The sequence below is a fragment of the Streptomyces sp. NBC_01460 genome (assembly GCF_036227405.1).
Taxonomy (GTDB): Bacteria; Actinomycetota; Actinomycetes; order Streptomycetales; family Streptomycetaceae; genus Streptomyces.
This window is the reverse complement of the sequence record NZ_CP109473.1, coordinates 2,374,032-2,395,802: the sequence shown is the minus strand read 5'-3', so window position 1 is coordinate 2,395,802 and position 21,771 is coordinate 2,374,032. Positions and strand designations below refer to the sequence as shown.

The window sequence follows — 21,771 nt, the reverse complement described above, 5'->3', positions numbered from 1 at the left end:
CCGGGCGGGTCCCGGCCGGCCCCGGCTCAGCCCTCGCGGGGATAGCCCAGCAGGTGCAGACGGTCCTTGCGGTCCGTCCAGCGGAACACCCCGACCCCGGAGGCCTCCACCTCCGGCAGCCGCGTGTTCGGTGCCAGGGCCTCGACACCCCAGGTCGCGAAGTTCATCGTGACAGGGCCGCCCCCGTCACCCTCGATGGCCTCGTCCGCGTCCCGTGCGACGGTCGCGCCGTAGGCGCTGCCCCCGTCCGTCACCGAGGCGAGCGTCAGGCGCGCCGACCCGTCCTCCTCCTCGAAGCAGAACCCCTTGCGGGCCTCCAGGTCGAAGGCGAGGTTGCCCGCCACCAGGTAGCCGCCCGAGGGCGAGACGACGGCCCGGGGGTAGCTGCCCGGCTCTATGGCCGGCTTGTGGCACTCCACCGAGACGGCCGGCTTCCCGGTGGCCGCGTCGTGCACCGTCCACAGCTGGTGGGTGGCGGCCCGCTTCGAGCCCTTCGCCAGCTGCCACTTGGCCAGGATCAGGCCCGGCGCCACCGCGGTCGGCACCCCCGTCACGGGGTCCGCGCCCTTCGGGGCGGTCCTCCTGCTGAACCAGCCGCCCCGCACCCAGAACTCGCGTACCCCGCTCAGCAGCAGCCCCTTCGCCGTCTGCCCGCGGACCTCGGTGAGCTGCTTGCAGGCCGTGCAGCCCTTCGGGTACGCCATCTCGGACGCGGCGATCTCCGACACCTCACCGCTGACCGGGTCCACGACCGCGCTGTTCGCCCTGCCGTCGCTGATCAGGACGCCGGGGCCCGTCGCCGTGACGGTCGGCACGCCGGTCCACGGCAGCTCGACGCGCCTGCGCTCGCCGTCCACCACGTCGTACACGTCGAGGGAGACGAAGGTCTCCGCCGGGGCGGACCCCTCGCCGGTCCTCCCGGCCGACCAGGCCACGAAGAACACCCGGTCGTCCTTGGCGACGGTGAGCAGCCCCGGGAAGCGCGTCGGGTCCGGCGGCCGCCAGGCCTCGCCGCTCCAGCCCGCCCGGCCGGTCTCCGTGTCGAGCGTCCGCAGCCGGTAGCGGTGGCCGGGAGCCCTCACCAGATAGGCCAGCCTGCCCGTCGTGTGCGAGACGGCGTAGTCGGGACCGGCGCCGACGACCTCCCAGCCACGCCGCGTCGTGTACTCAGGCGGCACGTCCAGCTGTGTGGCGGGGCCGGAGCTCTTCCTCGCCGGCTTCCGCGCTTCGTCGTCCTCTCCGCCGCCCCCGCCGCCTCCGCCGCAGGTCGCCAGCAGGAGGAGCAGGGCGAGGACGAGCACCCCGCCCACCAGAGCCAGGCGCACGATCCTCTGTCTCATGGTCCCCCCGACGAGCCAAGCCCTGAGCAATCCCCGATGCGGCGTCGGCCAGCGTAGCAACGGGCCGCCGGGGAGAAGCAGTTCGGTCCCGCAGCCGTTCCGTCCCGGTTCCGTCCTGGACCGCCGGGCTGCGGGGGGAGGGCACGCTGCGCCTACAATTCGGCGGTGAACGACACCCTCCCCACCGCGGACGTCCTGCGCGCGGCGCTGGCCGCCCTGCTCGACGGGCTGCCCCCGACGCAGGCCGCGCAGGCCGTCGACCGGCTGATCGCCAACTACCGCGGGACCACCCCCACCGACGCCCCGATCCTGCGGGACCGCTCCGACGTCGCCGCGTACGCCGCGTACCGGATGCCCGCGACGTTCGAGGCCGTACGGTCCTGCCTCGACGCACTCCGCGAGGCCGCGCCGGACTGGGTCCCCGCCACCCACACCGACATCGGGGGCGGCACGGGCGCGGCGAGCTGGGCGGTCGCCGGGGCCTGGGACGGACCGCGGACGACGGTCCTGGACTGGTCGGAGCCCGCCCTGGCGCTCGGGCGTGAGCTGGCCGAGGCCTCCGGTCTCCCCGGGCTGCGGGCCGCCACCTGGGAGCGGGCGCGGATCGGCGTGTCACCGGCCCCGGCGCCCGCGGACCTGGTGACCGTCTCGTACGTGCTCAAGGAGCTCACGCCGAAGGACCGGGCCGCGGTCGTGGACGCCGCCGCGGTGGCGCAGGCCGTGGTGATCGTGGAACCCGGCACCCCGGACGGCTACGACCGGATCATCGAGGCCCGGGACCGGCTGATCGCCGCCGGCCTGTCCGTCGCCGCCCCCTGCCCGCACGACGGGACGTGCCCCATCGAGCGCGGCACGGACTGGTGCCACTTCTCCGCGCGGGTCAGCCGTTCCTCCCTGCACCGCCAGGTCAAGGGCGGCTCGCTCAGCCACGAGGACGAGAAGTTCAGCTACGTCGTCGCGACCCGGTTCCCCACCGGCCCCGCCGACGCCCGGGTCATCCGCAGGCCGCAGATCCGCAAGGGCCAGGTGCTGCTGGAGCTCTGCACCCGCGACGAGGGTCTGCGGCGCGCCACGGTCACCAAGCGGCACGGCACGCTCTACCGCGCCGCCCGGGACACCGACTGGGGCGACGCCTGGCCGCCGGCGGAGAGCGACTAGGCCCGCAGCTCCTGGGTGCAGCACTTCACGCTGCCGCCGCCCTTGAGCAGCTCGCCCAGGTCCATCGGGACCGGCTCGAAGCCCCGGTCCCGCAGCGGGTCGAAGAGCCCCGTCGCGGCCTGCGGGAGCAGTACGTGGCGCCCGTCGCTGACCGCGTTGAGGCCCAGCGAGGCGGCGTCCGCCTCCTCGGCGACCAGCGCGTCGGGGAAGAGCCGGGCCAGCACGGACCGGCTGCCCGGCGAGAAGGCACCGGGGTAGTACATGATCTCGTCGGCCGCCTCGTCGAGCACGCACAGCGCCGTGTCCAGGTGGTAGTAGCGCGGGTCCACCAGGTCGAGGCCGATCACCGGGCGTCCGAAGAACTCCTGGGCCTCGTCGTGGGAGAGCGGACTGGACCGGAAGCCGCGTCCGGCCAGCAGGTACGAGGAGGTCACCGCGAAGTCGCCCTCGCCCTCGTTGACGTGGGCCGGCTCGTGGATCTCGGTGAAGCCGTTGGCCCGGAACCACTCCCGGTGCGCCTCGGCCTCCGCGTACCGCTCCCGGTAGGCGAACAGGGCGCCGAGCACCCGGCCGTCGACCACGGTGGCCCCGTTGGCGGCGAACACCATGTCGGGCAGGTCGGGGCGGGGCGTGAGGAGCTCCACGGTGTGGCCGAGGGCCCGGTAGCGGTCGCGCAGGTCCTCCCACTGGGTGGTGGCCAGGGCCAGGTCCACGGGTTTGGACGGGTCCATCCAGGGGTTGATGGAGTACGTGACCTGGAAGTGGGCCGGGGCGCACATCAGGTAGCGACGAGGGGTGGCGTCACGGGTCAAGGCAGGCTCCTCACGAACGGCGGCCGCTGCCGCGGAACGGTGGGATGCGCACGGGGTGTGTGCGTGAGTTCATGGTGCGCCGAGCCGGGCCGCCGCGCTGTGATCCGTTCGGGTGGTTCCTGCGCGGTGACGGGGCGGGCGGCAAGACGATACGTATCGGGCCGTGACCCTCTACGCTGGCCCGATGTCACCTCACAAGGCCCCCGACTCCAGCCGCCGCAGCGACCGCTCCCGGCGCGCGATCTGCGACGCCGCGCTCTCCCTCGTCGGCGAGGTGGGCTACGCGAGGACGACGATCGAGGGGATCGCCGCCCGGGCCGGCGTCGGCAAGCAGACGATCTACCGCTGGTGGCCGTCGAAGGCGGCCGTGCTCATGGAGGCGTTCGTCGACATGGGTGCCCGGGCGGCCGAGGCGGCCGAGGCGGCCGAGGCGGACGGGACCGCGGGAGGCGGCGAGCACGGGATCCCGGACACCGGTGACCTGGCGGCCGACCTCGGGCTCGTCCTGCGGGCCACGGTCGACGAGCTGAACGACCCCGCGATCGAGGCGCCGACCCGCGCGCTGACCGCCGAAGGCGTCATCGACCCCGCGCTCGGGGCGCAATTCGTGGAAAACCTGCTCGAACCCCAGCTCCAGTTGTATGTCACACGCCTGCGCGCCGCCCAGGAGGCCGGCCAGGTGCGCGCGGACATCGATCCACGGATCGCGCTGGAGCTCCTGATCGCCCCGCTCACCCACCGCTGGCTGCTCAGGACCCTTCCGCTCACCCATGAGTACGCGGACCAGGTCGTCGACCTCGCCTTGCGGGGGCTCCTGGTCCAGCCATGAACCCGACGCCGCAATTCGTGACATTCCGTACGAGTGTGCCGACCGCTGCGCAACCGCGCGGGCACCCCGCTTGGGAACTCTGGCCACCCGAGGAGCAGGATGGTGGGACCATGGAGAGGAAACCGCTGAGGTGAGGGGATAGATGGGCGCCGATTCCGGCCGCTATCGCGGCACAGAGGGCAGGATTTCCCAGTGGCTGCGCAGGCGGCCCAAACCACAGCCGGAAGCCGACGACGCGGCACGGCTGGCGCTGCTCCTGGCCGTCGCCGAGGCAGGAATGCCGATCTCACCCGCCGCGCACCCCAACGGATACCGATGTTCGTGCGACCGCATCGGCTGTCCCACCCCGGCCCGGCACCCCATCTCGTTCGCCTGGCAGACGCAGTCCACGACGGACGGCGCGCAGATCGAGCGCTGGGCGGCCAACCAGCCCCTGGCCAACTTCATCACCGCGACGGGCATGATCCACGACGTCCTCGACGTCCCTTTCACCGCCGGGCAGGCGGCCCTGGAGCGGCTCACCGCCGCCGGGATCGACGTCGGGCCCGTGGCCCGGTCCGGCAGCGACCGGATGCTCTTCTTCACCGCCACCCGCGGCACACCGGACGACGAGGACGAGTGGTGGCCGTGCGAGCTGGACTGCCACCCCGAGACCATGGACGAGCATCCGGGGCTGCGCTGGCACTGCCGCGGCAGCTATGTCCTCGTGCCGCCCGCACGGCTCCCCGGTGAGCTGGACGTGCACTGGCTCCGTGGACCGGAGCACCCGCTGCCCGACCCGCTGACCCTGCTCGAGACCCTCACCGACGCCTGCGCGCAGTACGCGGACACGGCGGACGAGAGCGACCTCGACCACGACTCGGTGGCCTGGCCGCTCAGCCGCTGAGCAGGCCGGGCCCCGCAGGTGCGGCCGCCGGGCAGCAGGGCCCGAGGGCCCGGCCGGCCGTGTCGGTCAGGAGCCCTGCGCCGCGACCAGGCCGGGCAGCCGGTTCAGCACGCGCACCTTGCCGCCGGCCTCACCCGCGCCCTTCTTCGGCACGTAGACCAGTTGGCTGGAGACCCGCTCCTTGGTGAGGGTGCTCTTCACCTCGCCGGTCAGGAGCGCCCGCACGTCGGCCGTGACCGTCGGCCGCAGCCCCTGCGCCGCCGTCTGCCGCTCGAAGTGCTTGCTGCTGAAGAAGACGAGCGCCCCGCCGTCCTCCGTCGTCAGGCCCAGGGGTGCGAACGTCCCGGAGTCCAGCGCCCGGTCGTCGTACTGGTAGGAGAAGCCGGCCCGGCGGGTGTTCTTCCGCGCGTCCCGCCAGCCGGAGGTCATCGACCCCGGCGCGAACACGTCCGGTGCGCCGTCCCTGAGATAGTCCGTGTACGTGGTGCTCAGCTCCGCGGGCGGGGTGGCCAGCACCGCGTCGGTGTCCGCCGACGGCACGGGCAGCGCCCAGCCGTCCGCGTCCTCGCGGAACTTCGGGATCTCGGACGGGGACGCGACCGCCAGGTAGGAGACCTTCCACGGGGCGTCCGGCCCGGTCCGCACGAACGTCAGCAGCCAGCGGGTGTCCAGCTTCCCGCCGTCCTTGTCACGGTTGGAGTCGGTGTCCGCGAGGAACCAGCGGGGCCAGCCCGCCTTCCTGGGGATGGCGTACGAGGCGTCGGTCAGCTCCAGCGGCTGGTGGGCCGCGTTGCCCTCCGGACTGTTCTTCTGCCGCGCGACCAGACCGGCCTGGTTGATCGCGCCCAGCGAACCCGTCACGCGGTCGGCGTCGAGGTCCGGATCGTACGCCTTGTCCGCCTTGTTGTACGCGACGGTGAAGTCCTCGAGTGCCTGGGCGGCCTCGGACTTCGTCGCTCCCGGCACGACTTCCAGTTCACCGTGTACCGTCACGCAGCCGCTCGCCGTCACGACCAGTACCGTCGCCGTCGCGAGCCCCGCCGCCAGTCGACCCAGCCTTCTCATCCGTTGCCTTCTGCGCCTTCTGATCCGTCGTCCGCACTGACCGCCTGAACCCTACCGGGGCGAGGAACAGCGTGAGCGTGGGGATGAGATACAGCGCCCACACCGTGACCTGGAGGACGGTCGGGTCCGCCTGGAAGTTGAAGACGCCCTTGAGCAGGGTGCCGTACCAGCTGTCCGGCGGGATCGTGGCCGTGACGTCGAAGGCCTTGTCCGCCAGGCCGCCGAGGAAGCGGGCCTCCTGGAGGTCGTGCACGCCGTAGGCGAGGACGCCCGCCGCCACGACCACGAGCATGCCGCCCGTCCACGTGAAGAACGCCGACAGGTTGATCCTCAGCGCGCCCCGGTAGAACAGCCAGCTCAGCGCGACGGCGGTCGCGATACCCAGCAGCACCCCGATCAGCGGTGAGGAGGAGCCCTCCCCGCTCGCCCGCACCGAGGCCCAGACGAACAGGGCGGTCTCCAGGCCCTCGCGGCCCACCGCCAGGAACGCCGTGGCGACCAGGGCCCCGGTGCCCATCGCGAGAGCCGAGTCGAGCCTGCCGTGCAGCTCCCGCCTGAGGTGCCGTGCGGTGCGCCGCATCCAGAACACCATCCAGGTGACCAGCCCGACGGCGACGATCGACAGCGACCCGCCGAGCGCCTCCTGCGCCTCGAACGTCAGCTCCTGGGAGCCGAATTCGAGCGCGGCGCCGAAGGCCAGCGAGAGCGCGCAGGCGAGGGCGATGCCGGTCCACACCGGGCGCAGCGCGTCCCGGCGCCCGGTCTTGACGAGGTAGGCGATGAGGATGCAGACGACCAGGCCGGCTTCGAGGCCCTCGCGCAGCCCGATCAGATAGTTGCCGAACATGCCGGTCCTTCCACGGTGTCGGTCATGAGAGCAGCGTCCGGCCCCACCAGTCGTCCGTGTCACGGACGCCGGGCGGGACGGCGAAGACCGCCGAACCCACGTGCTGGATGTACTCGTTGAGTGCGTCGGACCCGGCGAGCCTGCGCTGCACCGGGATGAACCCCGTGCGCACGTCCCGCTGGTAGGCGAGGAAGAAGAGGCCGGCGTCGAGCCTGCCCAGACCGTCCGTGCCGTCGGTGAAGGAGTAGCCGCGGCGCAGGATCGTCGCGCCGTCGTTGGAGTCCGGGTGCGCCAGCCGTACGTGCGCGGTCGGCAGCATCGCCTTCAGGAACGGTTCGTCGCGCTCCTTCGCCTTGCCCACCGGGGCGCCCTCGCCCTTGTCCCGGCCGAAGATGTCCTCCTGCTCCTGCAGCGGAGCCCGGTCCCACGTCTCGATGTGCATCCGGATGCGCCGGGCGACGAGGTACGACCCCCCGGCCATCCAGCCGGTGCCGTCCGTCCCGTCCGCCCACACGTGCTTCTTCAGGGTGGCGTCGTCCGTGCCCGAGATGTTCCTGGTGCCGTCCTTGAACCCCATCATGTTGCGCGGGGTCTGCGTACCGGGCGTCGTCGAGGACGTCTTGCCGAACCCCAGCTGCGACCAGCGGACGGCGGTGCGTCCCATCCCGATCCGCGCGAGGTTGCGGATGGCGTGCACCGCGACCTGCGGGTCGTCGGCGCACGCCTGGACGCACAGGTCCCCGCCGCTGCGGGCGGCGTCGAGGTTGTCGCCGGGGAACTTCGGCAGATCCACGAGCGCTTCGGGCCGCCGGTCCTCCAGGCCGAAGCGGCCGCCGGCGAACAGGGAGGGGCCGAAACCGAGGGTGAGCGTCAGCCGGGACGGCCGCAGCCCCAGCGCCTCGCCCGTGTCGTCCGGCGGGGCCTGCGCCGGGCCCCCGTACGCCCCCTCGCCCACGGCCCTACCGGCTGTCATCCGCTCGGCGGCCCGGGTCCACTCCTTGAGCAGCGCGACGAGTTCCGCCCGGTCCTCGGTCGTCACGTCGAAGGCGGCGAAGTGCAGCCTGTCCTGCACGGCGGTGGCGATACCCGCCTGGTGCGCCCCGTGGAAGGGGACCGCCGCCCCGCTCTCCGACGCCGGTTCCGCCGCCCCGCCGGCCCGCACGGCGGCGACCGCGCCGCCCGCAGCCGCGGCACCGAGCGCGAGTCCGGCGCCGCCCCAGCCGAGCAGCGCCCGGCGCGACGGGGCGGGGGAGCCGCCGGTGGTCCTGCCCGTGTCCTCGGCCTCCGTCATGACGGCCCCGCTACTTCGTGACCGCGGCGGCCAGCTTGGACAGCGGCTCGGCGAGCGCGTTGACGGCGTCGGAGAGCTTCTTGCGGTCCGCCGTGCCGACCTTGTCGTACGAGGTGAAGTCGTAGGAGTCCTTGTCCGCGCGGTACTGGTCCAGCAGGGTGTCCAGCGCCGCGAACTGCTTGTCCAGGGAGGCGGTCAGCGCGGCGTCGTTCTTCGACGCGATCGGCTTGAGGAGCTCGTAGGACTTCTCCGCGCCCTCGACGTTCGCCTTGAAGTCGACGAGGTCGGTGTGGCTGTAGCGCTCCTCCTCGCCGGTGACCTTGCCGGTGGCGACCTCGTCGAGGAGCTCCTTGGCGCCGTTGGCCATCGACGTCGGCGTGATGTCGGCCCGGCCGACCCGCTTCTGCCAGTCGAGCAGGTCCTTGTAGAGGGTGGGCGCGAGGGCCTTCTCCTCGGCGCCCAGCTCCTTGTCCTGCCACAGCGCCTTCTCCAGGCGGTGCCAGCCGGTCCACTTCTGGCCGTCCTCCAGGCCGTCCTCGCGGACGTCGACCTTCGGGTCGATGTCACCGAAGGACTCGGCGACCGGTTCGGTGCGCTCCCAGCCGATGCGCGAGCCGGCGTACGCCTTCTTCGCGGCCTCGATGTCGCCCGCGGCGACGGCGTCCGTGAAGACCTTCACCTTGGGCAGCGTCTCGTCGGCCTGGGCCTGCACGTAGGTGCGGTAGCCGGCGACGGCCTCGTCCATCTCCGGGCTGCGCGCGGCGGCCTTGCCTCCGGTGACCTCGACCGTCTGCCGGATGCCCTTGCCCTTCATGCCGGGCTTGCAGGCGATCTCGTACGTGCCGGCCTTGATCTCGGCCGTGATCCTCGCCTTGGTGCCCGGGCCGATGTTCTCGCGCTCGGTGACGATCCGGTCGTCGGGGAAGAGGACGTAGACCTCGGTGACCTTGGACCCCTTGTTCTCCACGGCCAGTTCGACGTGGCCGGCCGGGATCTTCGTCGACGACACCGCGCAGGAGTCGTCCTCGGCGACCACCCGGACGGCGCCGTCGCCCTTGGCGTCGCTCTTCTCGGCGCAGCCCGTGACGGCGGTCAGTGCGGACACCGCGGCGACCGCGGTGACGACGGAGGAACGAAGGGCTCGCATGTGGGGCTCCACGAAGGTGAAAGAGCGGGAGGTGGTGCGGACGAACAGCAGGTGAGGCGCGCCTAACTTAACCGTGCCTTACCTCGCCTGTACCCGCGGCGACCGTGATTCGGATCTCACTCGAAACGACGCGGTCACAGAGCTCTCATGGGGAACCCACAGGATGGTCAAACGCGGGTCAAGTAAGCCTTTTCGGTACGACGAGCGGCACCCCGGTCCGCGGGTGGGGGAACACCTCGACCGGCTGCCGGTACACCTCGCCGAGCAGCGCGTCCGTGAACACCTCGGCGGGGGGCCCGGCCGCCGCGACGCGGCCGCCGTGCAGCACCACGGCCCGGTCCGCGTACGCCGCCGCGAGGCCCAGGTCGTGCAGCACCACGACCACCGCGTCCCCGGCGGCGGCCCGTTCGCGGCAGATCCGCAGGACCAGCTCCTGATGGCGCAGGTCCAGCGCGGCCGTCGGTTCGTCCAGGAGCAGCAGCGGTGCGCGCTGCGCGAGGACCCGGGCCAGCGCGACGCGGGCGCGCTCGCCGCCGGACAGCGCGGAGAAGGGGCGGGCGGCGAACTCACCGACCTCCGTCGCGGCCATCGCCGCCGCGACCGCGTCGTCGTCCTCCTCCTCGCGGGCCGTCCCCGCCCAGGGCGCCCGTCCCATCCGTACGACATCCTCGACCGGGAACGGGAAGGCGAGTGCGGCGGACTGCGGCAGCACCGCCCTGCGCAGGGCCAGTTCGGCGGCGGACCAGGCCGTGACAGGCCGGCCGCCGATGCGTATCGCGCCGTCGTCCACGGCCAGGTCGGCGGCCAGTGCCGCCAGCAGCGTCGACTTCCCGGCGCCGTTCGGTCCGACGAGGGCGAGCACCTCTCCCGCCCGGACGGTCAGCTCCACGGAGTCGAGGACCGGCCGGCCGCCGAGCTGGACGCCTGCCCCGGCCGCCTCGGCGGCGGCGGAGCCGAGGGGGACCGGGGAGGGCAGCTCCCGGCCGCGGGCCCCGAGCAGTGCCTTGAACGGGTTCATGCCCAACCACCTTGCTTGCGACGGGTCCTGCGTAGGAGCCAGAAGAAGAACGGGCTGCCCAGGAGCGCCGTCAGTACCCCGAGCGGGAGCTCGGCGGGGGCGGCGACGGTCCGCGCGGCGAGATCGCCCGCCACCAGCACCAGGGCGCCGCCCAGCGCGCTCCCCGGGACGAGGAAGCGGTGGCCGGGACCGTTCGCCATCCGCAGCAGGTGCGGGACGAGAAGCCCCACGAAGGAGATGATCCCGGCGACGGCGACCGCCGCGGCGGTCAGCAGCGCCACGACGAGGACGAGCACGATCCGCAGCCGTTCGACGTCGACGCCGAGATGCCGTGCGGGCCGCTCGCCGAGCGCGAGGAGGTCCAGCTTCCTTGCGTGGAAGGGGGCGACGAGGAGCCCCAGTACCGCGCACGGCAGTACGGCGAGCACTCTCGGCCAGGTCGCCTGGGACAGCGAGCCGAGCTGCCAGAAGGTGATCTGGGTGATCTGCGCGTTGTCGGCGAAGAAGATGAACACGCCGATCAGGGCGCCCGCGAAGGCGTTGACCGCGATACCGGTGAGGATCAGCGTCACCACCTCGGTCCGGCCGCCCGAGCGCGAGAGCGCGTACACGAGCAGGACCGTGGCGAGACCGGAGACGAACGCGCAGACGGTGATCGTCCAGGTGCCGAAGAAGGTCAGCCCGAGCGCGATCGAGGCGACGGCGCCGACCGCCGCGCCCGAGGAGATCCCGATGACGCCGGGCTCCGCCAGCGGATTGCCGAACACCCCCTGCATCAGCGCGCCGGCGCAGCCGAGGGAGGAGCCGACGAGCAGGGCGAGGACGACCCTCGGCAGCCGTACGTTCCACAGGACGCTCTCACCGACCCGGTCCAGGGCCTGCCCGCCGAGGCCCGCGCGGTGCTGGACGGAGGAGAGGACGTCGCCGAGCGGGATGTCGTACGCGCCGAGCCCGGCGGAGAGCAGGCAGCCGACGAGCAGCGCGGCGGACAGGGCGACCGTGAGGACGAAGGCCCTCCCGCGCCGCGCCGGGGCGTCCCCGGCCTCGGTGGCGGACGTGCCGTACGAGGCGGTCGTCACGCGCCCTTCCCTTCCTCGGGATAGAGCTGCTCGACCAGTTCGGCCAGGACCCGGTCGGTGCGCGGTCCGTAGTTCAGCAGCACCCCGTCGTCGATCGAGACGACCCGGCGGTCCATCCCCGCGGGTGTCTCCGCGACCCCGGGGATCCTCACCAGGCCGTCGACGCCGCCCACGGAGTCGAGGCCCTTGGTCATGACGAGGATCGCGTCCGGTGCCGCTTCGGCGAGCGCCTCGCTGGTGATGGCCGTGAAGTCCTTCGTCAGCCCGGAGGCCTTGCCCGCGTCGACGGCTCCCGCCGCTTCGAGCAGCGAACTCGCCCCGGACGCGCCGCCGCCCAGCAGATAGACGGAGGCCGTGCCGCGCAGATAGAGGAAGGCGACGCGTGGTCCGTCGTCCTCCGGGCGCGCGGGAATCGTCTTCCGCACGGCGGCGATGCGCGACCGAGTCCGCGCCTCCAGCTCGTCGCCCGCCGACTCCACGCCGAGGGCCGCGGCCACGGCGTCGATCCTGCGGCCCACGTCGGCGAGTTCCTTCGCGGGGTCGACGACGACCAGGGCGATCCCCGCGTCACGGATCTGGGACAGGGCCTCGGCGGGCCCCGTCGTGGTGTCCGCGAGGACGACCGTCGGCCGCAGGGACAGCACGCCCTCGGCCGAGACGTCATGAGCGCGCGTCACGACCGGCAGCTTCTCGGCCTGTTCGAAGGTCGCGGTGATGTCGCGGGCCACCACCTGCTCGCCGAATCCGAGCGTGAACACGATCTCGCTGAGCGATCCGGTGAGCGGGACGATCCGGTCCGCGGAGGTGACGGTGACGTCCTTGCCGTCCGCCGAGCGCACCGTGACGGGCAGCCGCGGCTCGGGCGCCCCGGCCAGCGGCTCCACGGCGTCGGCCGTCGCGGAGGCGGACGGCGTGGCGGCGGCCCGCCCGGCGGGCGTTCCCGTGTCGCATCCGGTCAGGGCCGCCGCGAGCGTCACGGCGACGGCCAGGGTCCCGAGCCGGCCGGTGCGCCGTCGCACGGCTCTTCGGCCCGCCGCGGCGGAGTACTGGGGAGAACGCACGGGTGCACCGTCCTGGGTCGTGCGGACGCGATGTGCCGGAGGGGTTCCGGCGCGCGCTGAAGTGATATTAGGTTAGCCTCACCTCACTAAGCTTAGGCTAGCCTTACTTCATCACTCGGAGGGCCTCCATGCCGTCGTCCCGATCCGTCCGCGCGCTCGCCGTCGCGCTCCTCGCGGTGCTGCCCGGAGCACTGCTCCCGGCCGCCGCCGCGCAGGCGGCGAGCCGCACGGTGCAGGGCGGCCGGCTGGACTGGGGCATCAAGTCCTCCTTCCAGAGCTACGTCACCGGGCCTATCGCCCACGGCAGTTGGAGCCTGACCGGCGGGGCCGCGACGGTCGGCGGAAGCCAGTTCCGCTTCCACTCGGCCACCGGCTCCTACGACCCGTCGAGCGGCGCCTTCCGGGCCGGGTTCTCCGGCGGGGTCCACTTCGTGGGTCACCGGCAGGCCGGCGGCGGCAACGAGCTCGACCTCACCATCAGCCGCCCCACGGTCCGGATCTCGGGAGGCGCCGGGACGCTGCACGCCGACATGGTCAGCAAGGAGCGGGGAAGCGGCCGGGTCACCACCGCGTCCCAGGTGCCGCTGGCCACCCTCGGCCTCTCCGGGATCGACATGAAGGGCGGCTCCACGCCTCTCGGCCTCGACAACGTCCCGGCGACGCTCACTTCGCAGGGTGCGACCGCCTTCGCCGGCTACTACGCGGCCGGGACACCGCTGGACCCGGTCAGCCTCTCCGTCGACACGAAGGCACCGGCTGCCGCGAAGCCGTCGAAGTCCCCGGCGTCCTCCCCTTCGCCCTCCGCGAAGAAGAAGGAGACCGCGGGCCGCTTCGAGGACGCCGCCGTGGACTGGGGCGTGCGCCGCACCTTCCGCGAGTACGTCACCGGCCCCATCGGACGCGGCAGGTGGACCCTCGCCGACGGCGCCCAGGACGGCGGGGCCGTCTTCCGCTTCCCCCGGGGCAAGGGCACGTACGACGCCGGGAGGAAGGAGCTGGACGCCGCCTTCGCGGGCAGTGTCCGCTTCACCGGAGCGGACGGTCTGGACCTGGAACTCGCCGGGTTCGCCGCGCGGGTCGCCTCCGGCAAGGGCACGCTCCTGGCGGACGTCACCAGGGGCGGCGCGACCGACAAGGCCGTTCCGCTCGTCACCTTCGCCGCCGGGGACCTCGCCCCCGAGGACGGTCTCGCCCTCCTCGCCGAGGCCCCCGCGACGCTCACCGCGGCCGGGGCCGAGGCCTTCGGCTCCCTCTACAAGGCCGGCACCGCGATGGACCCGGTCTCCCTCGCCGTCGTCGTCGACGCGAAGGCGGAACTGCCCGCGCTGCCCGACCTGGGCAGCGCGGCCGAACCGTCCGACGCGCCCGCGACGCCGTCCGACGCGACCCCTGCCGCCGCCGAGCCGGTGGCAGCGGAGTCCGGCTCCCGTACCCCTCTCGCCGTCGGGGGCGGGGCCGCGCTGATCGCGGCCGTCGCCGCCGTCCTGTACGCGGCGCGCCGCCGCCGCCGTACGGCACGGAACACCTGACCACCCTCTCCCGTCAACCACGTTCACCAGGAGTCACCGCCATGGCAGCCAACCGCCGCCCCATAGCCCTCGCCACAGCCGTCGCCACCGCGGCCGCCCTCGGCGCGACGTTCGCCCTTCCCGCCCTCGCCGCCGACAAGGTGACGCCCGCGGCCACGATGGAGCTGACGGACGGCACGCTCGACTGGGGCTTCAAGGAGTCCTTCCGCAGATACATCGGCGGCGCCGGCACGATCACCGTCAAGGACGGCGCCACCCAGGCGGCGGGCAACGGGGTCTTCACGTTCGGCAACGGCAGGGGTACCTACGACACCACCACCCACGGCACCGACACCGCCTTCGACGGCAGCGTCAACTTCAACGCCCACGGTGGCGTCCTCGACATCACCCTCTTCGACGTGAAGGTCTCGACGAGCGGCACGGCCGGCGCCGTCACGGTCGACCTGAAGACCCCGCAGGGCACCCAGGACGACGTCGCGTTCGCCGCGCTCGACCTGTCGGCGGTCCGGCCCGGGCAGGGCGAGGGCGGCGCGATGGTCTTCAAGGACATCCCCTCGAAGCTGACGAAGGCCGGCTCGACCGCCTTCAACGGCATGTACGGGGAGGGTGAGGTCCTGGACCCGGTCACGCTGTCGGTCAAGGCGGTCACGACGCCCCCGACCGAGGAGCCCACGAAGGAGCCGACGAAGGAACCGACGAAGGAGCCGACGAAGGAGCCCACCCAGAAGCCCACCGACGAGCCGACGAAGGAGCCCACCGGGAAGCCGACGGCCACCCCCACGGACAAGCCCACCACCCCGGCCTCCCCGAACCCCTCCGCGTCGGCCACCACCCCGGCGGCCGTACGGGGTGAGGTCGTCGACGGCACCCTGGACTGGGGCGTGAAGGAGTCCTTCCGCTCGTACGTCACCGGCCCCGTCGCGAACGGCACGGTCGAGACGTCGGGCGGCGCCACCGCCTCGGGCGCGGGCTACCGCTTCCCGGACGCGACCGGCACCTTCGACGCCGACGAGCAGACGCTGGACGCCGAGTTCGGCGGCACCGTCCGCTTCCTGGGCCACAAGGAGGGCGACGCCTACACACTCGACCTCTCCCTCACGGGACTCGAGGTCCAGGTGAAGGACGGCGCCGGAACCCTGGTCGCCGACGTCGCGAGCAAGGACCGCGCGACCAAGAAGGTCACCACGTACACCGGCCTCGCCGTCGCCGACCTGAAGCTCCCCGGTGGTGAACTCGCAGCGAAGGGTGGCGTGGTGACTCTCTCGGACGTGCCCGCCACTCTGACCGCGGACGGCACCGAGGCGTTCGGCGGCATGTACGCCAAGGGCACCCCGCTCGACGCCCTGACCGTCTCCGTCGCCCTCGACGAGGACGCCGAACTCCCCGGCGGCACCGGCGGATCGGGCGGTACGGGCGGCACCGGCGGCAGCGGGACCACGTCCGGCGGCACGTCCGGCGGCGGCACCGTGGGCGGCGGCGGCACCGTGGGTGGTTCGAGCTCCCTCGCCTCCACCGGATCCGGCCTGCCGGCCGGTGCGCTGTTCGCCGCCTCCGGCGTCGTCGTCGCGGCGGGCGCCGGCGTGATGATCGCCGCACGCCGCCGCCGGACCGTCTGACCCCGTCCCCGCGGTACGAGGGCCGCACCGGCACGGCGTGCCGGTGCGGCCCTCGTGGCGTCGGGGCACCCCGAGCGGTGCTTGAATGCGCATGTGAACGACTTCGACGTACCCGAAGGCATCGACGTACTGCGTGTGTTCTGCGGACCGGACGGCCGCCACGGCAACGCGCTCGGCGTCGTGCGCGACGGGCGCAGGTACCCCGACAACGAGTCCCGGCAGGCGCTCGCGCGGAAGCTCGGCTTCAGCGAGACGGTGTTCGTGGACGACCCGGAGCGCGGCACCGTCGACATCCGCACCCCCGGGCTGCGGCTCCCGTTCGCCGGGCATCCGCTCGTCGGAGCCGCCTGGCTGCTCGACCTGGAGGTCCTGGAGCTGCCGGTCGGGGACGTGACGGCACGCCAGGACGGCGAGTTCACCTGGATCACGGCCCGCCCGGAGTGGGCGCCGCCGAGGCGGCTGGAGCGGTACGCGTCGGCCGCGGAGGTCGAGGCGCTGACGGGACCGCCGCCCGGCGAGGGCTGGCTCTACGTCTGGGCCTGGGAGGACGAGGCCGCCGGCCGCGTGCGGGCGCGGGCCTTCCCGCGCCGCGACGACGGCGTCGACGAGGACGAGGCGACGGGCGCCGCGGCCATGCTGCTGAGCGCGGAGCTCGGACGGGCCCTCAACATCACACAAGGACACGGCTCCCAGATCCTCACCGCACCCGCGCCGGACGGCACGATGGAGGTCGGGGGCCGCGTCCTTCTGGTGGTCACGTCCTGAGCGGGACGGACGGGCGGTCCTACGCGCTGAGCGGGAAGGCCTCGCCGAGCTCGTGGAAGACGGCGGTGTTCAGCGCGAAGGCGCGCTTGCACTCGTCGACGATGCGCTGCTTCTCCAGGTCGTCGGCGTTCACCGCGTCCAGCAGCTCCCGGTAGTCCCGCTTGAAGGCGGCCGGGTTGGAGATCTGCTCGAACACGTAGAACCGCACCCCGTCGCCCTTGCGCTCGAAGCCCCAGGTCTTCTCCGCGGTGCCGCGGATGATCTGGCCGCCCGAGAGGTCCCCGAGGTACCGCGTGTAGTGGTGCGCGACGTATCCGGCGGGCCAGTCCCGGGCGCACTCGGCGACCCGTGCGGCGTACGCGGCGGTGGCCGGCAGCGGCTCCAGGCCCTCGCGCCAGTTCTCGCCCCGCAGATGGGCCAGGTCGCGCTCCAGCTCGGCCGTGCGCATGAGCTCCGGCTGGATGAAGGGCCCGGCGACCGGGTCCTCGCGCAGGGTCTCCGCACCGTCCTCCAGCGCCCGGTAGACGAACCACAGCTGCTCGGTGTAGCGCGTGTACGCGGCCACCCCGAGCCGGCCGCCGAGCATGTCGCTCATGAAGGTCGAGGACTCGGCCTCCGTGTGCTGCTCGTGCGACGCGGTGCGGATGAGGGTCGAGAAGGGCGTGGTGGTGGCGGTCGAGTCCAAGGCGGGCCTCCGGGGACCGAGGGGGACGGGAAGTCCGGACAGAAACGTGCATACCGGCAGCAGCTGAACGCGCCGCCGCGCAACGATAGGCTGATCCTCCTACTTAGGTTTACCTAAGTCAACAGGTTCCCGACTGTCTGTCGGTAAGGGCTGCCGGCAAGGGTTCCGCAGGACCGGCCGTCCTACGGGAGAGTCAGGATCTCCGCCCCGGTCTCGGTCACCACCAGTGTGTGCTCGAACTGCGCGGTCCGCTTCCGGTCCTTCGTGACCACGGTCCAGCCGTCCTCCCACATGTCGTAGTCGTGGGTGCCGAGCGTCAGCATCGGCTCGATGGTGAAGGTCATCCCGGGCTGCATCACGGTCGTGGCGTGCGGGCTGTCGTAGTGCGGGATGATCAGACCGGAGTGGAACGAGGAGTTGATCCCGTGCCCGGTGAAGTCCCGCACCACCCCGTAGCCGAACCGCTTCGCGTACGACTCGATGACGCGCCCGATCACGTTGATCTGCCGCCCGGGCCGCACCGCCTTGACGGCGCGGTTCAGTGACTCCCGGGTGCGCTCCACGAGGAGGCGCGACTCCTCGTCGACGTCGCCGCAGAGGTAGGTGGCGTTGTTGTCGCCGTGCACGCCGTCGATGTACGCGGTGACGTCGAGGTTCACGATGTCGCCGTCACGCAGGACGGTGGAGTCGGGGATGCCGTGGCAGATGACCTCGTTGAGCGAGGTGCAGAGCGACTTCGGGAAGCCCCGGTAGCCCAGGGTCGACGGGTAGGCCCCGTGGTCCACCATGAACTCGTGCGCGACCCGGTCGAGTTCGTCGGTCGTGACCCCCGGGGCGATGTGCTTGGCGGCCTCCTCCATCGCCTGCGCCGCGATACGGCCCGCGATCCGCATGCGCTCCACGGTGTCGGAGTCCTGGACCTCCGGCCCGGTGTACGGGGCCGGGGCGGGCTTCCCCACGTACTCGGGGCGCCGGATCTTTCCGGGGACGGAACGGACGGGAGTGATCTCCCCTGGTGCGAGCAGCGACTGGCCAGACATGTCAGCGAGTCTAACCAGCGTCCTCGGGGCACCATGGCAACGAGGAAAGGATCCCGCAATGGCCCTGTTCAAGAAGCGCACGGTGGGCAAACCGGGCGAATGGTACTACTGCCTGGAGCACAAGAAGGTCGAGGAAGGGCCCGAGTGCCCGGGGAAGGACCGTTTCGGCCCGTACACCACGCCGGGGGAGGCGCAGCGCGCGATGGACACGGCGCGTGAGCGGAACCTGGAGTGGGAGAACGACCCGAAGTGGCACGACCGCACGGAGGGGCCGGGGGACGGGACACCGGGCCCGGCCTGACCGGGGCCGGGGGTGCCCGGCGGATCGCGCCGGAGCGGGTGGCGGGCGTCTGTCGCCCCTCCGGTTCCGGCCGGGGCGCCTGTCGCCCCCTCCGGTTCCGGCCGCCCCCGGCTCCGGCCCGTCGTGGTCAGTCCGTGTGGATCGCGTCCAGGGCGGCGAGGGACCCGGCGTCGAGCGTGACGGTCCCCGCGGCGACGTTCGCCTCCAGGTGGGAGGCGTCGGCGGTGCCCGGGATCAGCAGGGTGCCCGGGGTGTGGTGGAGGAGCCAGGCCAGCCCGATCTGGGCGGGGGTGGCGCCGAGGGAGCCGGCGACCTCCCGCACGACCGGGTGTTCGGTGACCTTGGGGAGGCCGGGGAAGGCGCTGCCGAGGGGGAAGTAGGGCACCCAGGCGATGCCGTGGGCGGCGCAGGTCCGCGCCAGTTCCTCGTCCTCGCGGGCCAGCAGGCTGTAGGCGTTCTGTACGCAGGCGATCCCCACCGGGAGCGCCCGGCGCAGGTCGTCGAGGCCGATGGTGCTCAGGCCGATGGCACCGATCTTGCCCTCGTCGCGCAGGGCGGCCATCTCGGCGAGCTGGTCGTCGAGGTCGACGATCTGGTCGGGACCGGCGGACAGCCCGAAGCCCGACGTGGTGGCGCGGCGCAGGTTGACGAGGGGGATCCGGTCCAGGCCGAGGCTCTTGAGGTTGGTCTCGACGTCGGCGCGGAGCTCGGCGGGGTGCTGGGCGTACCGCATCGGTGCGGGGCCGCCGGGGTCGGGGGTGGCGCCGACCTTGCTGACCACGGTGACGCCGTCCTGGGGGCGGATCGCTTCGCGGATCAGGTCGTTGGAGTAGCCGTCGCCGTAGAACTGCGCCGTGTCGATGTGGTCGATGCCGAGTTCGACCACGCGGCGCAGGAGGGCCAGCGCGCCGGTGCGGTCCTCGGCCATCCGGTGGAGCTGCATCGCGCCGTAGCCGATGCGCGAGACGGTGCGGTCGCCGAGCCGGCCGGCCCCTCCGGCGCGGGTGGCGCCGGTGGCCGTGGTGGGTGAGGAGGGCAGGGGGGAGGCGGGGGAGGTCATGGGGGTCCGTCCTCGGATGTGAGATGCTGGGATCGAGTGGAGGAATCCTCCACTTCTTATGACCGTAACAGGAAGCGGAGGAATCCTCCACCATGGCCCAGCGCGCCTCCGGCGACCCCGCCTCCCCGGAATCCGGCACACCGCGTGCCGCCCGGACCGACGCACGCCGCAACCGCGACAAGATCGTCCAGGCGGCCCGGGCCGCCTTCACGTCAGCCACGGGACCAGTGGCGCTGGAGACCGTCGCCCGGCAGGCGGGCGTCGGGATCGCCACGCTCTACCGCAACTTCCCGACCCGCGACGCACTGGTGGAAGCGGTCTACGAGAACGAACTGGACGCCGTCGCCGCCTGCGCCCCCGCACTCCTCCAGGAGCTGCCCCCGCGTGCCGCGCTCCGCGCCTGGATGGACCGCTACCTGGCCTTCTCCGCGACCAAGCACGCGATGCACAAGGACCCCCGCGTCGGCCCCACCGCCGGTAGGACGGCGCCCCTGCTCCCCACCCGCGTACGCATCGGCGAAGCCGTGGAGACGCTGCTGAGCGCCGGGGCGCAGGACGGATCGCTGCGCACGGACGTCGACGCCGACGACGTCACCACGCTCCTCCTGGGCGTCTCCCTCGCCGCGGTGGCGGGCATCGACCCCGAGCAGACGGCACGCCACCTCGACCTCGTCGCCGACGCCCTGACCACCCCGGGACACCGCCCCTGACCCGTCCGGCGCGGGGAGGACCCTCCGCCCACCGGACCCGTCACCACCGGGCCGGCGGCGGGGCGGTCAGCTGGTCGGCCAGCCGTGACAGCCGGTCCCGGAACGTGCGGCGCCCCCGCGGTGAGGGCGCGCCGTTCTCCCCGGCCGCCGCGCTGACCAGGTGCTGCACCGTGTCCAGGTCGACCTCGTCCTCGTCGGAGACCGTCAGCGCCTCATGGGCGAGGCCCCGCACCTCGGGATCGCCGCCGTCCAGCGAGAGGACCGTCGCCCCCGCGCGGCGCGCGTCGTGCACGCGCTCCAGCAGACCGCCGTCCGGCCGCTCCGGCGCCACCACGAGCAACGTCTCGCCGCGCCCCGCCGCCTCGATCCGGCCCAGACCGACGGCCAGGTGCACCGGGTCGTCCGGCTCGACCCGGTGCCGCACGAGCGTGGGCCGCAGCTGCGGCAGACCCGACCAGGTCGACTCGTCCACCAGGTGCGCGGCCATGTGCCACGGCTCGTAGACCTCGGTCCCCACCAGCAGCAGCCCGCCGCCCCGCGGGACGACCGACGACCGCAGGGTCCGGGCGAACCCCCGGGCGGCCGAGGGCCACTCCGTCCCGGCGAGCACCTCACGCAGCAGCGCGACACGTACGGCATCCATGGCCCGGCATCATGCCGCCCGCCCGTTCCCCGTGACTGCCCGACCGGGGTAATCCACCCGAACGGGATCCGGGCACCCACACCCTCCGTGACGCGTGACGCGTGAGGCGTGTCGCAGAGGGAGGAGGTGCCGGTTCCCTCTCCCTACCTCGCAGTAGGGTCGGCGCCATGACTACGAATGACAGTGGAAGCGCCCCCAAGCCCCCCGCCAAGGACCCCTGGGACCTCCCCGACGTGTCCGGCCTGACCGTCGGCGTGCTCGGCGGAACCGGCCCCCAGGGCCGCGGCCTCGCCTACCGTTTCGCCCGCGCCGGACAGAAGGTCGTCATCGGCTCGCGCGCCGCCGACCGCGCCGAGGCCGCCGCCGCCGAGCTCGGCCACGGCGTCGAGGGCGCCGACAACGCGGAGTGCGCCCGCCGCAGCGACGTCGTGATCGTCGCCGTGCCGTGGGACGGCCACGCCAAGACGCTCGAGTCCCTGCGCGAGGAGCTCACCGGGAAGCTCGTCGTCGACTGCGTCAACCCGCTCGGCTTCGACAAGAAGGGCGCCTACGCCCTGAAGCCCGAGGAGGGCAGCGCCGCCGAGCAGGCCGCCGCCCTGCTGCCGGACTCCCGGGTGACCGCCGCCTTCCACCACCTCTCGGCGGTGCTGCTCCAGGACGAGACGATCGAGGAGATCGACACCGATGTGCTGGTGCTGGGCGAGGCCCGCGCCGACACCGACACCGTGCAGGCCCTCGCGAGCCGCATCCCCGGCATGCGGGGCATCTTCGCCGGCCGCCTCCGCAACGCGCACCAGGTCGAGTCGCTCGTGGCGAACCTGATCTCCGTCAACCGCCGCTACAAGGCACACGCGGGGCTGCGCACCACCGACGTGTGAGCCCGTGCCCC

21 protein-coding genes and 1 pseudogene are annotated in these 21,771 nt (G+C 73.0%); 9 read left to right on the top strand and 13 right to left on the bottom strand.

Going from position 1 to position 21,771, the window contains the following annotated elements:
- Nucleotides 1-26: 26 nt before the first annotated feature.
- Nucleotides 27-1,340 carry a hypothetical protein gene (locus OG488_RS10670; RefSeq protein ID WP_329228134.1) on the bottom strand — a complete coding sequence of 438 codons (1,314 nt, stop codon included), beginning with the start codon at nt 1,338-1,340 and terminating at the stop codon, nt 27-29.
- 165 nt (nt 1,341-1,505) lie between these two features.
- Between OG488_RS10670 and OG488_RS10665 the strand changes: the two genes are divergently transcribed.
- Nucleotides 1,506-2,498, top strand: a complete 993-nt coding sequence (locus OG488_RS10665; RefSeq protein ID WP_329228132.1) for a small ribosomal subunit Rsm22 family protein — start codon at nt 1,506-1,508, stop codon at nt 2,496-2,498.
- Here the strand turns inward: OG488_RS10665 and ddaH are convergent.
- Nucleotides 2,495-3,331 (bottom strand): annotated as a pseudogene (gene ddaH / locus OG488_RS10660) (dimethylargininase); the annotation flags it as partial. The gene OG488_RS10665 and the pseudogene ddaH overlap by 4 nt on opposite strands.
- A 163-nt stretch (nt 3,332-3,494) precedes the next feature.
- On the opposite strand from ddaH, the gene OG488_RS10655 reads away from it, so the two are divergent.
- Together OG488_RS10655 and OG488_RS10650 are read left to right on the top strand one after the other, a co-directional pair.
- Nucleotides 3,495-4,139 carry a TetR/AcrR family transcriptional regulator gene (locus OG488_RS10655; RefSeq protein WP_329228128.1) on the top strand — a complete coding sequence of 215 codons (645 nt, stop codon included), beginning with the start codon at nt 3,495-3,497 and terminating at the stop codon, nt 4,137-4,139.
- Nucleotides 4,140-4,281: 142 nt separating this feature from the next.
- Entirely contained in the window at nt 4,282-5,025 is a 744-nt protein-coding gene (locus OG488_RS10650; protein WP_329228127.1) for a bifunctional DNA primase/polymerase, read from the top strand.
- 66 nt (nt 5,026-5,091) lie between these two features.
- Here OG488_RS10650 and OG488_RS10645 read toward each other — a convergent pair whose 3' ends face one another.
- The 7 genes from OG488_RS10645 to OG488_RS10615 all read right to left on the bottom strand — a co-directional run bounded on the left by OG488_RS10645 (nt 5,092) and on the right by OG488_RS10615 (nt 12,533).
- Nucleotides 5,092-6,090 carry a hypothetical protein gene (locus OG488_RS10645; RefSeq protein ID WP_329228125.1) on the bottom strand — a complete coding sequence of 333 codons (999 nt, stop codon included), beginning with the start codon at nt 6,088-6,090 and terminating at the stop codon, nt 5,092-5,094.
- A complete protein-coding gene (gene efeU / locus OG488_RS10640; protein ID WP_329228123.1) occupies nt 6,002-6,937 on the bottom strand; it encodes an iron uptake transporter permease EfeU in 936 nt (311 codons plus the stop codon). The genes OG488_RS10645 and efeU overlap by 89 nt, the downstream gene beginning before the upstream one ends.
- 22 nt (nt 6,938-6,959) lie before the next feature.
- The gene (gene efeB / locus OG488_RS10635) at nt 6,960-8,228 is read right to left on the bottom strand and encodes an iron uptake transporter deferrochelatase/peroxidase subunit (protein WP_329228122.1); all 1,269 of its coding nucleotides are present in this window, start codon (nt 8,226-8,228) and stop codon (nt 6,960-6,962) included.
- 10 nt (nt 8,229-8,238) lie between these two features.
- A complete protein-coding gene (gene efeO / locus OG488_RS10630) occupies nt 8,239-9,375 on the bottom strand; it encodes an iron uptake system protein EfeO (protein ID WP_329228120.1) in 1,137 nt (378 codons plus the stop codon).
- Between the two features lie 178 nt (nt 9,376-9,553).
- The gene (locus tag OG488_RS10625) at nt 9,554-10,393 is read right to left on the bottom strand and encodes a heme ABC transporter ATP-binding protein (RefSeq protein ID WP_329228118.1); all 840 of its coding nucleotides are present in this window, start codon (nt 10,391-10,393) and stop codon (nt 9,554-9,556) included.
- The gene (locus OG488_RS10620; RefSeq protein WP_329228116.1) at nt 10,390-11,472 is read right to left on the bottom strand and encodes a FecCD family ABC transporter permease; all 1,083 of its coding nucleotides are present in this window, start codon (nt 11,470-11,472) and stop codon (nt 10,390-10,392) included. Before OG488_RS10620 ends, OG488_RS10625 begins: the two co-directional genes overlap by 4 nt.
- On the bottom strand, nt 11,469-12,533 hold the full coding sequence (locus OG488_RS10615; RefSeq protein ID WP_329228115.1) for a heme/hemin ABC transporter substrate-binding protein: 1,065 nt from the start codon (nt 12,531-12,533) through the stop codon (nt 11,469-11,471). Before OG488_RS10615 ends, OG488_RS10620 begins: the two co-directional genes overlap by 4 nt.
- A 128-nt stretch (nt 12,534-12,661) precedes the next feature.
- Between OG488_RS10615 and OG488_RS10610 the strand changes: the two genes are divergently transcribed.
- The 3 genes from OG488_RS10610 to OG488_RS10600 all read left to right on the top strand — a co-directional run bounded on the left by OG488_RS10610 (nt 12,662) and on the right by OG488_RS10600 (nt 16,443).
- Nucleotides 12,662-14,062 (top strand): HtaA domain-containing protein, encoded by a 1,401-nt coding sequence (locus tag OG488_RS10610; protein WP_329228113.1) that lies wholly within the window; start codon nt 12,662-12,664, stop codon nt 14,060-14,062.
- A 41-nt stretch (nt 14,063-14,103) separates the two neighbouring features.
- Entirely contained in the window at nt 14,104-15,678 is a 1,575-nt protein-coding gene (locus tag OG488_RS10605) for an HtaA domain-containing protein (protein ID WP_329228111.1), read from the top strand.
- A gap of 93 nt (nt 15,679-15,771) precedes the next feature.
- Nucleotides 15,772-16,443 carry a PhzF family phenazine biosynthesis protein gene (locus OG488_RS10600; RefSeq protein ID WP_329228110.1) on the top strand — a complete coding sequence of 224 codons (672 nt, stop codon included), beginning with the start codon at nt 15,772-15,774 and terminating at the stop codon, nt 16,441-16,443.
- Between the two features lie 19 nt (nt 16,444-16,462).
- Here the strand turns inward: OG488_RS10600 and OG488_RS10595 are convergent, their stop codons facing one another.
- Both OG488_RS10595 and map read right to left on the bottom strand, forming a co-directional pair.
- Entirely contained in the window at nt 16,463-17,128 is a 666-nt protein-coding gene (locus tag OG488_RS10595; protein ID WP_329228108.1) for a biliverdin-producing heme oxygenase, read from the bottom strand.
- 182 nt (nt 17,129-17,310) lie between these two features.
- Nucleotides 17,311-18,168, bottom strand: coding sequence for a type I methionyl aminopeptidase (gene map / locus OG488_RS10590; protein WP_329228107.1), 858 nt, complete (start codon nt 18,166-18,168; stop codon nt 17,311-17,313).
- A 58-nt stretch (nt 18,169-18,226) separates the two neighbouring features.
- Between map and OG488_RS10585 the strand changes: the two genes are divergently transcribed.
- Nucleotides 18,227-18,469, top strand: a complete 243-nt coding sequence (locus OG488_RS10585; protein WP_329228105.1) for a hypothetical protein — start codon at nt 18,227-18,229, stop codon at nt 18,467-18,469.
- 127 nt (nt 18,470-18,596) lie between these two features.
- Here the strand turns inward: OG488_RS10585 and OG488_RS10580 are convergent, their stop codons facing one another.
- Nucleotides 18,597-19,529, bottom strand: a complete 933-nt coding sequence (locus OG488_RS10580) for an aldo/keto reductase (RefSeq protein WP_329228103.1) — start codon at nt 19,527-19,529, stop codon at nt 18,597-18,599.
- Between the two features lie 92 nt (nt 19,530-19,621).
- On the opposite strand from OG488_RS10580, the gene OG488_RS10575 reads away from it, so the two are divergent.
- On the top strand, nt 19,622-20,239 hold the full coding sequence (locus OG488_RS10575) for a TetR/AcrR family transcriptional regulator (protein WP_329228102.1): 618 nt from the start codon (nt 19,622-19,624) through the stop codon (nt 20,237-20,239).
- Nucleotides 20,240-20,279: 40 nt separating this feature from the next.
- Here the strand turns inward: OG488_RS10575 and OG488_RS10570 are convergent, their stop codons facing one another.
- Nucleotides 20,280-20,882, bottom strand: a complete 603-nt coding sequence (locus OG488_RS10570; protein WP_329228101.1) for a hypothetical protein — start codon at nt 20,880-20,882, stop codon at nt 20,280-20,282.
- A 167-nt stretch (nt 20,883-21,049) separates the two neighbouring features.
- Here OG488_RS10570 and npdG point away from each other — a divergent pair, with 167 nt between their 5' ends.
- Complete coding sequence (npdG, locus tag OG488_RS10565; RefSeq protein ID WP_329228100.1) at nt 21,050-21,760, top strand: NADPH-dependent F420 reductase; 711 nt, start codon at nt 21,050-21,052, stop codon at nt 21,758-21,760.
- Nucleotides 21,761-21,771 lie beyond the last annotated feature (11 nt).

What these genes read in the sequence shown, in the direction of transcription:
- OG488_RS10670 (WP_329228134.1), bottom strand. Translation starts at nt 1,340, where the DNA reads ATGAGACAGAGGATCGTGCGCCTGGCTCTGGTGGGCGGGGTGCTCGTC.
- OG488_RS10655 (WP_329228128.1), top strand. Translation starts at nt 3,495, where the DNA reads ATGTCACCTCACAAGGCCCCCGACTCCAGCCGCCGCAGCGACCGCTCC.
- OG488_RS10650 (WP_329228127.1), top strand. Translation starts at nt 4,282, where the DNA reads ATGGGCGCCGATTCCGGCCGCTATCGCGGCACAGAGGGCAGGATTTCC.
- OG488_RS10645 (WP_329228125.1), bottom strand. Translation starts at nt 6,090, where the DNA reads ATGAGAAGGCTGGGTCGACTGGCGGCGGGGCTCGCGACGGCGACGGTA.
- efeU (WP_329228123.1), bottom strand. Translation starts at nt 6,937, where the DNA reads ATGTTCGGCAACTATCTGATCGGGCTGCGCGAGGGCCTCGAAGCCGGC.
- efeB (WP_329228122.1), bottom strand. Translation starts at nt 8,228, where the DNA reads ATGACGGAGGCCGAGGACACGGGCAGGACCACCGGCGGCTCCCCCGCC.
- efeO (WP_329228120.1), bottom strand. Translation starts at nt 9,375, where the DNA reads ATGCGAGCCCTTCGTTCCTCCGTCGTCACCGCGGTCGCCGCGGTGTCC.
- OG488_RS10625 (WP_329228118.1), bottom strand. Translation starts at nt 10,393, where the DNA reads ATGAACCCGTTCAAGGCACTGCTCGGGGCCCGCGGCCGGGAGCTGCCC.
- OG488_RS10610 (WP_329228113.1), top strand. Translation starts at nt 12,662, where the DNA reads ATGCCGTCGTCCCGATCCGTCCGCGCGCTCGCCGTCGCGCTCCTCGCG.
- OG488_RS10605 (WP_329228111.1), top strand. Translation starts at nt 14,104, where the DNA reads ATGGCAGCCAACCGCCGCCCCATAGCCCTCGCCACAGCCGTCGCCACC.
- map (WP_329228107.1), bottom strand. Translation starts at nt 18,168, where the DNA reads ATGTCTGGCCAGTCGCTGCTCGCACCAGGGGAGATCACTCCCGTCCGT.
- OG488_RS10585 (WP_329228105.1), top strand. Translation starts at nt 18,227, where the DNA reads ATGGCCCTGTTCAAGAAGCGCACGGTGGGCAAACCGGGCGAATGGTAC.
- OG488_RS10580 (WP_329228103.1), bottom strand. Translation starts at nt 19,529, where the DNA reads ATGACCTCCCCCGCCTCCCCCCTGCCCTCCTCACCCACCACGGCCACC.
- OG488_RS10575 (WP_329228102.1), top strand. Translation starts at nt 19,622, where the DNA reads ATGGCCCAGCGCGCCTCCGGCGACCCCGCCTCCCCGGAATCCGGCACA.
- OG488_RS10570 (WP_329228101.1), bottom strand. Translation starts at nt 20,882, where the DNA reads ATGGATGCCGTACGTGTCGCGCTGCTGCGTGAGGTGCTCGCCGGGACG.
- npdG (WP_329228100.1), top strand. Translation starts at nt 21,050, where the DNA reads ATGACTACGAATGACAGTGGAAGCGCCCCCAAGCCCCCCGCCAAGGAC.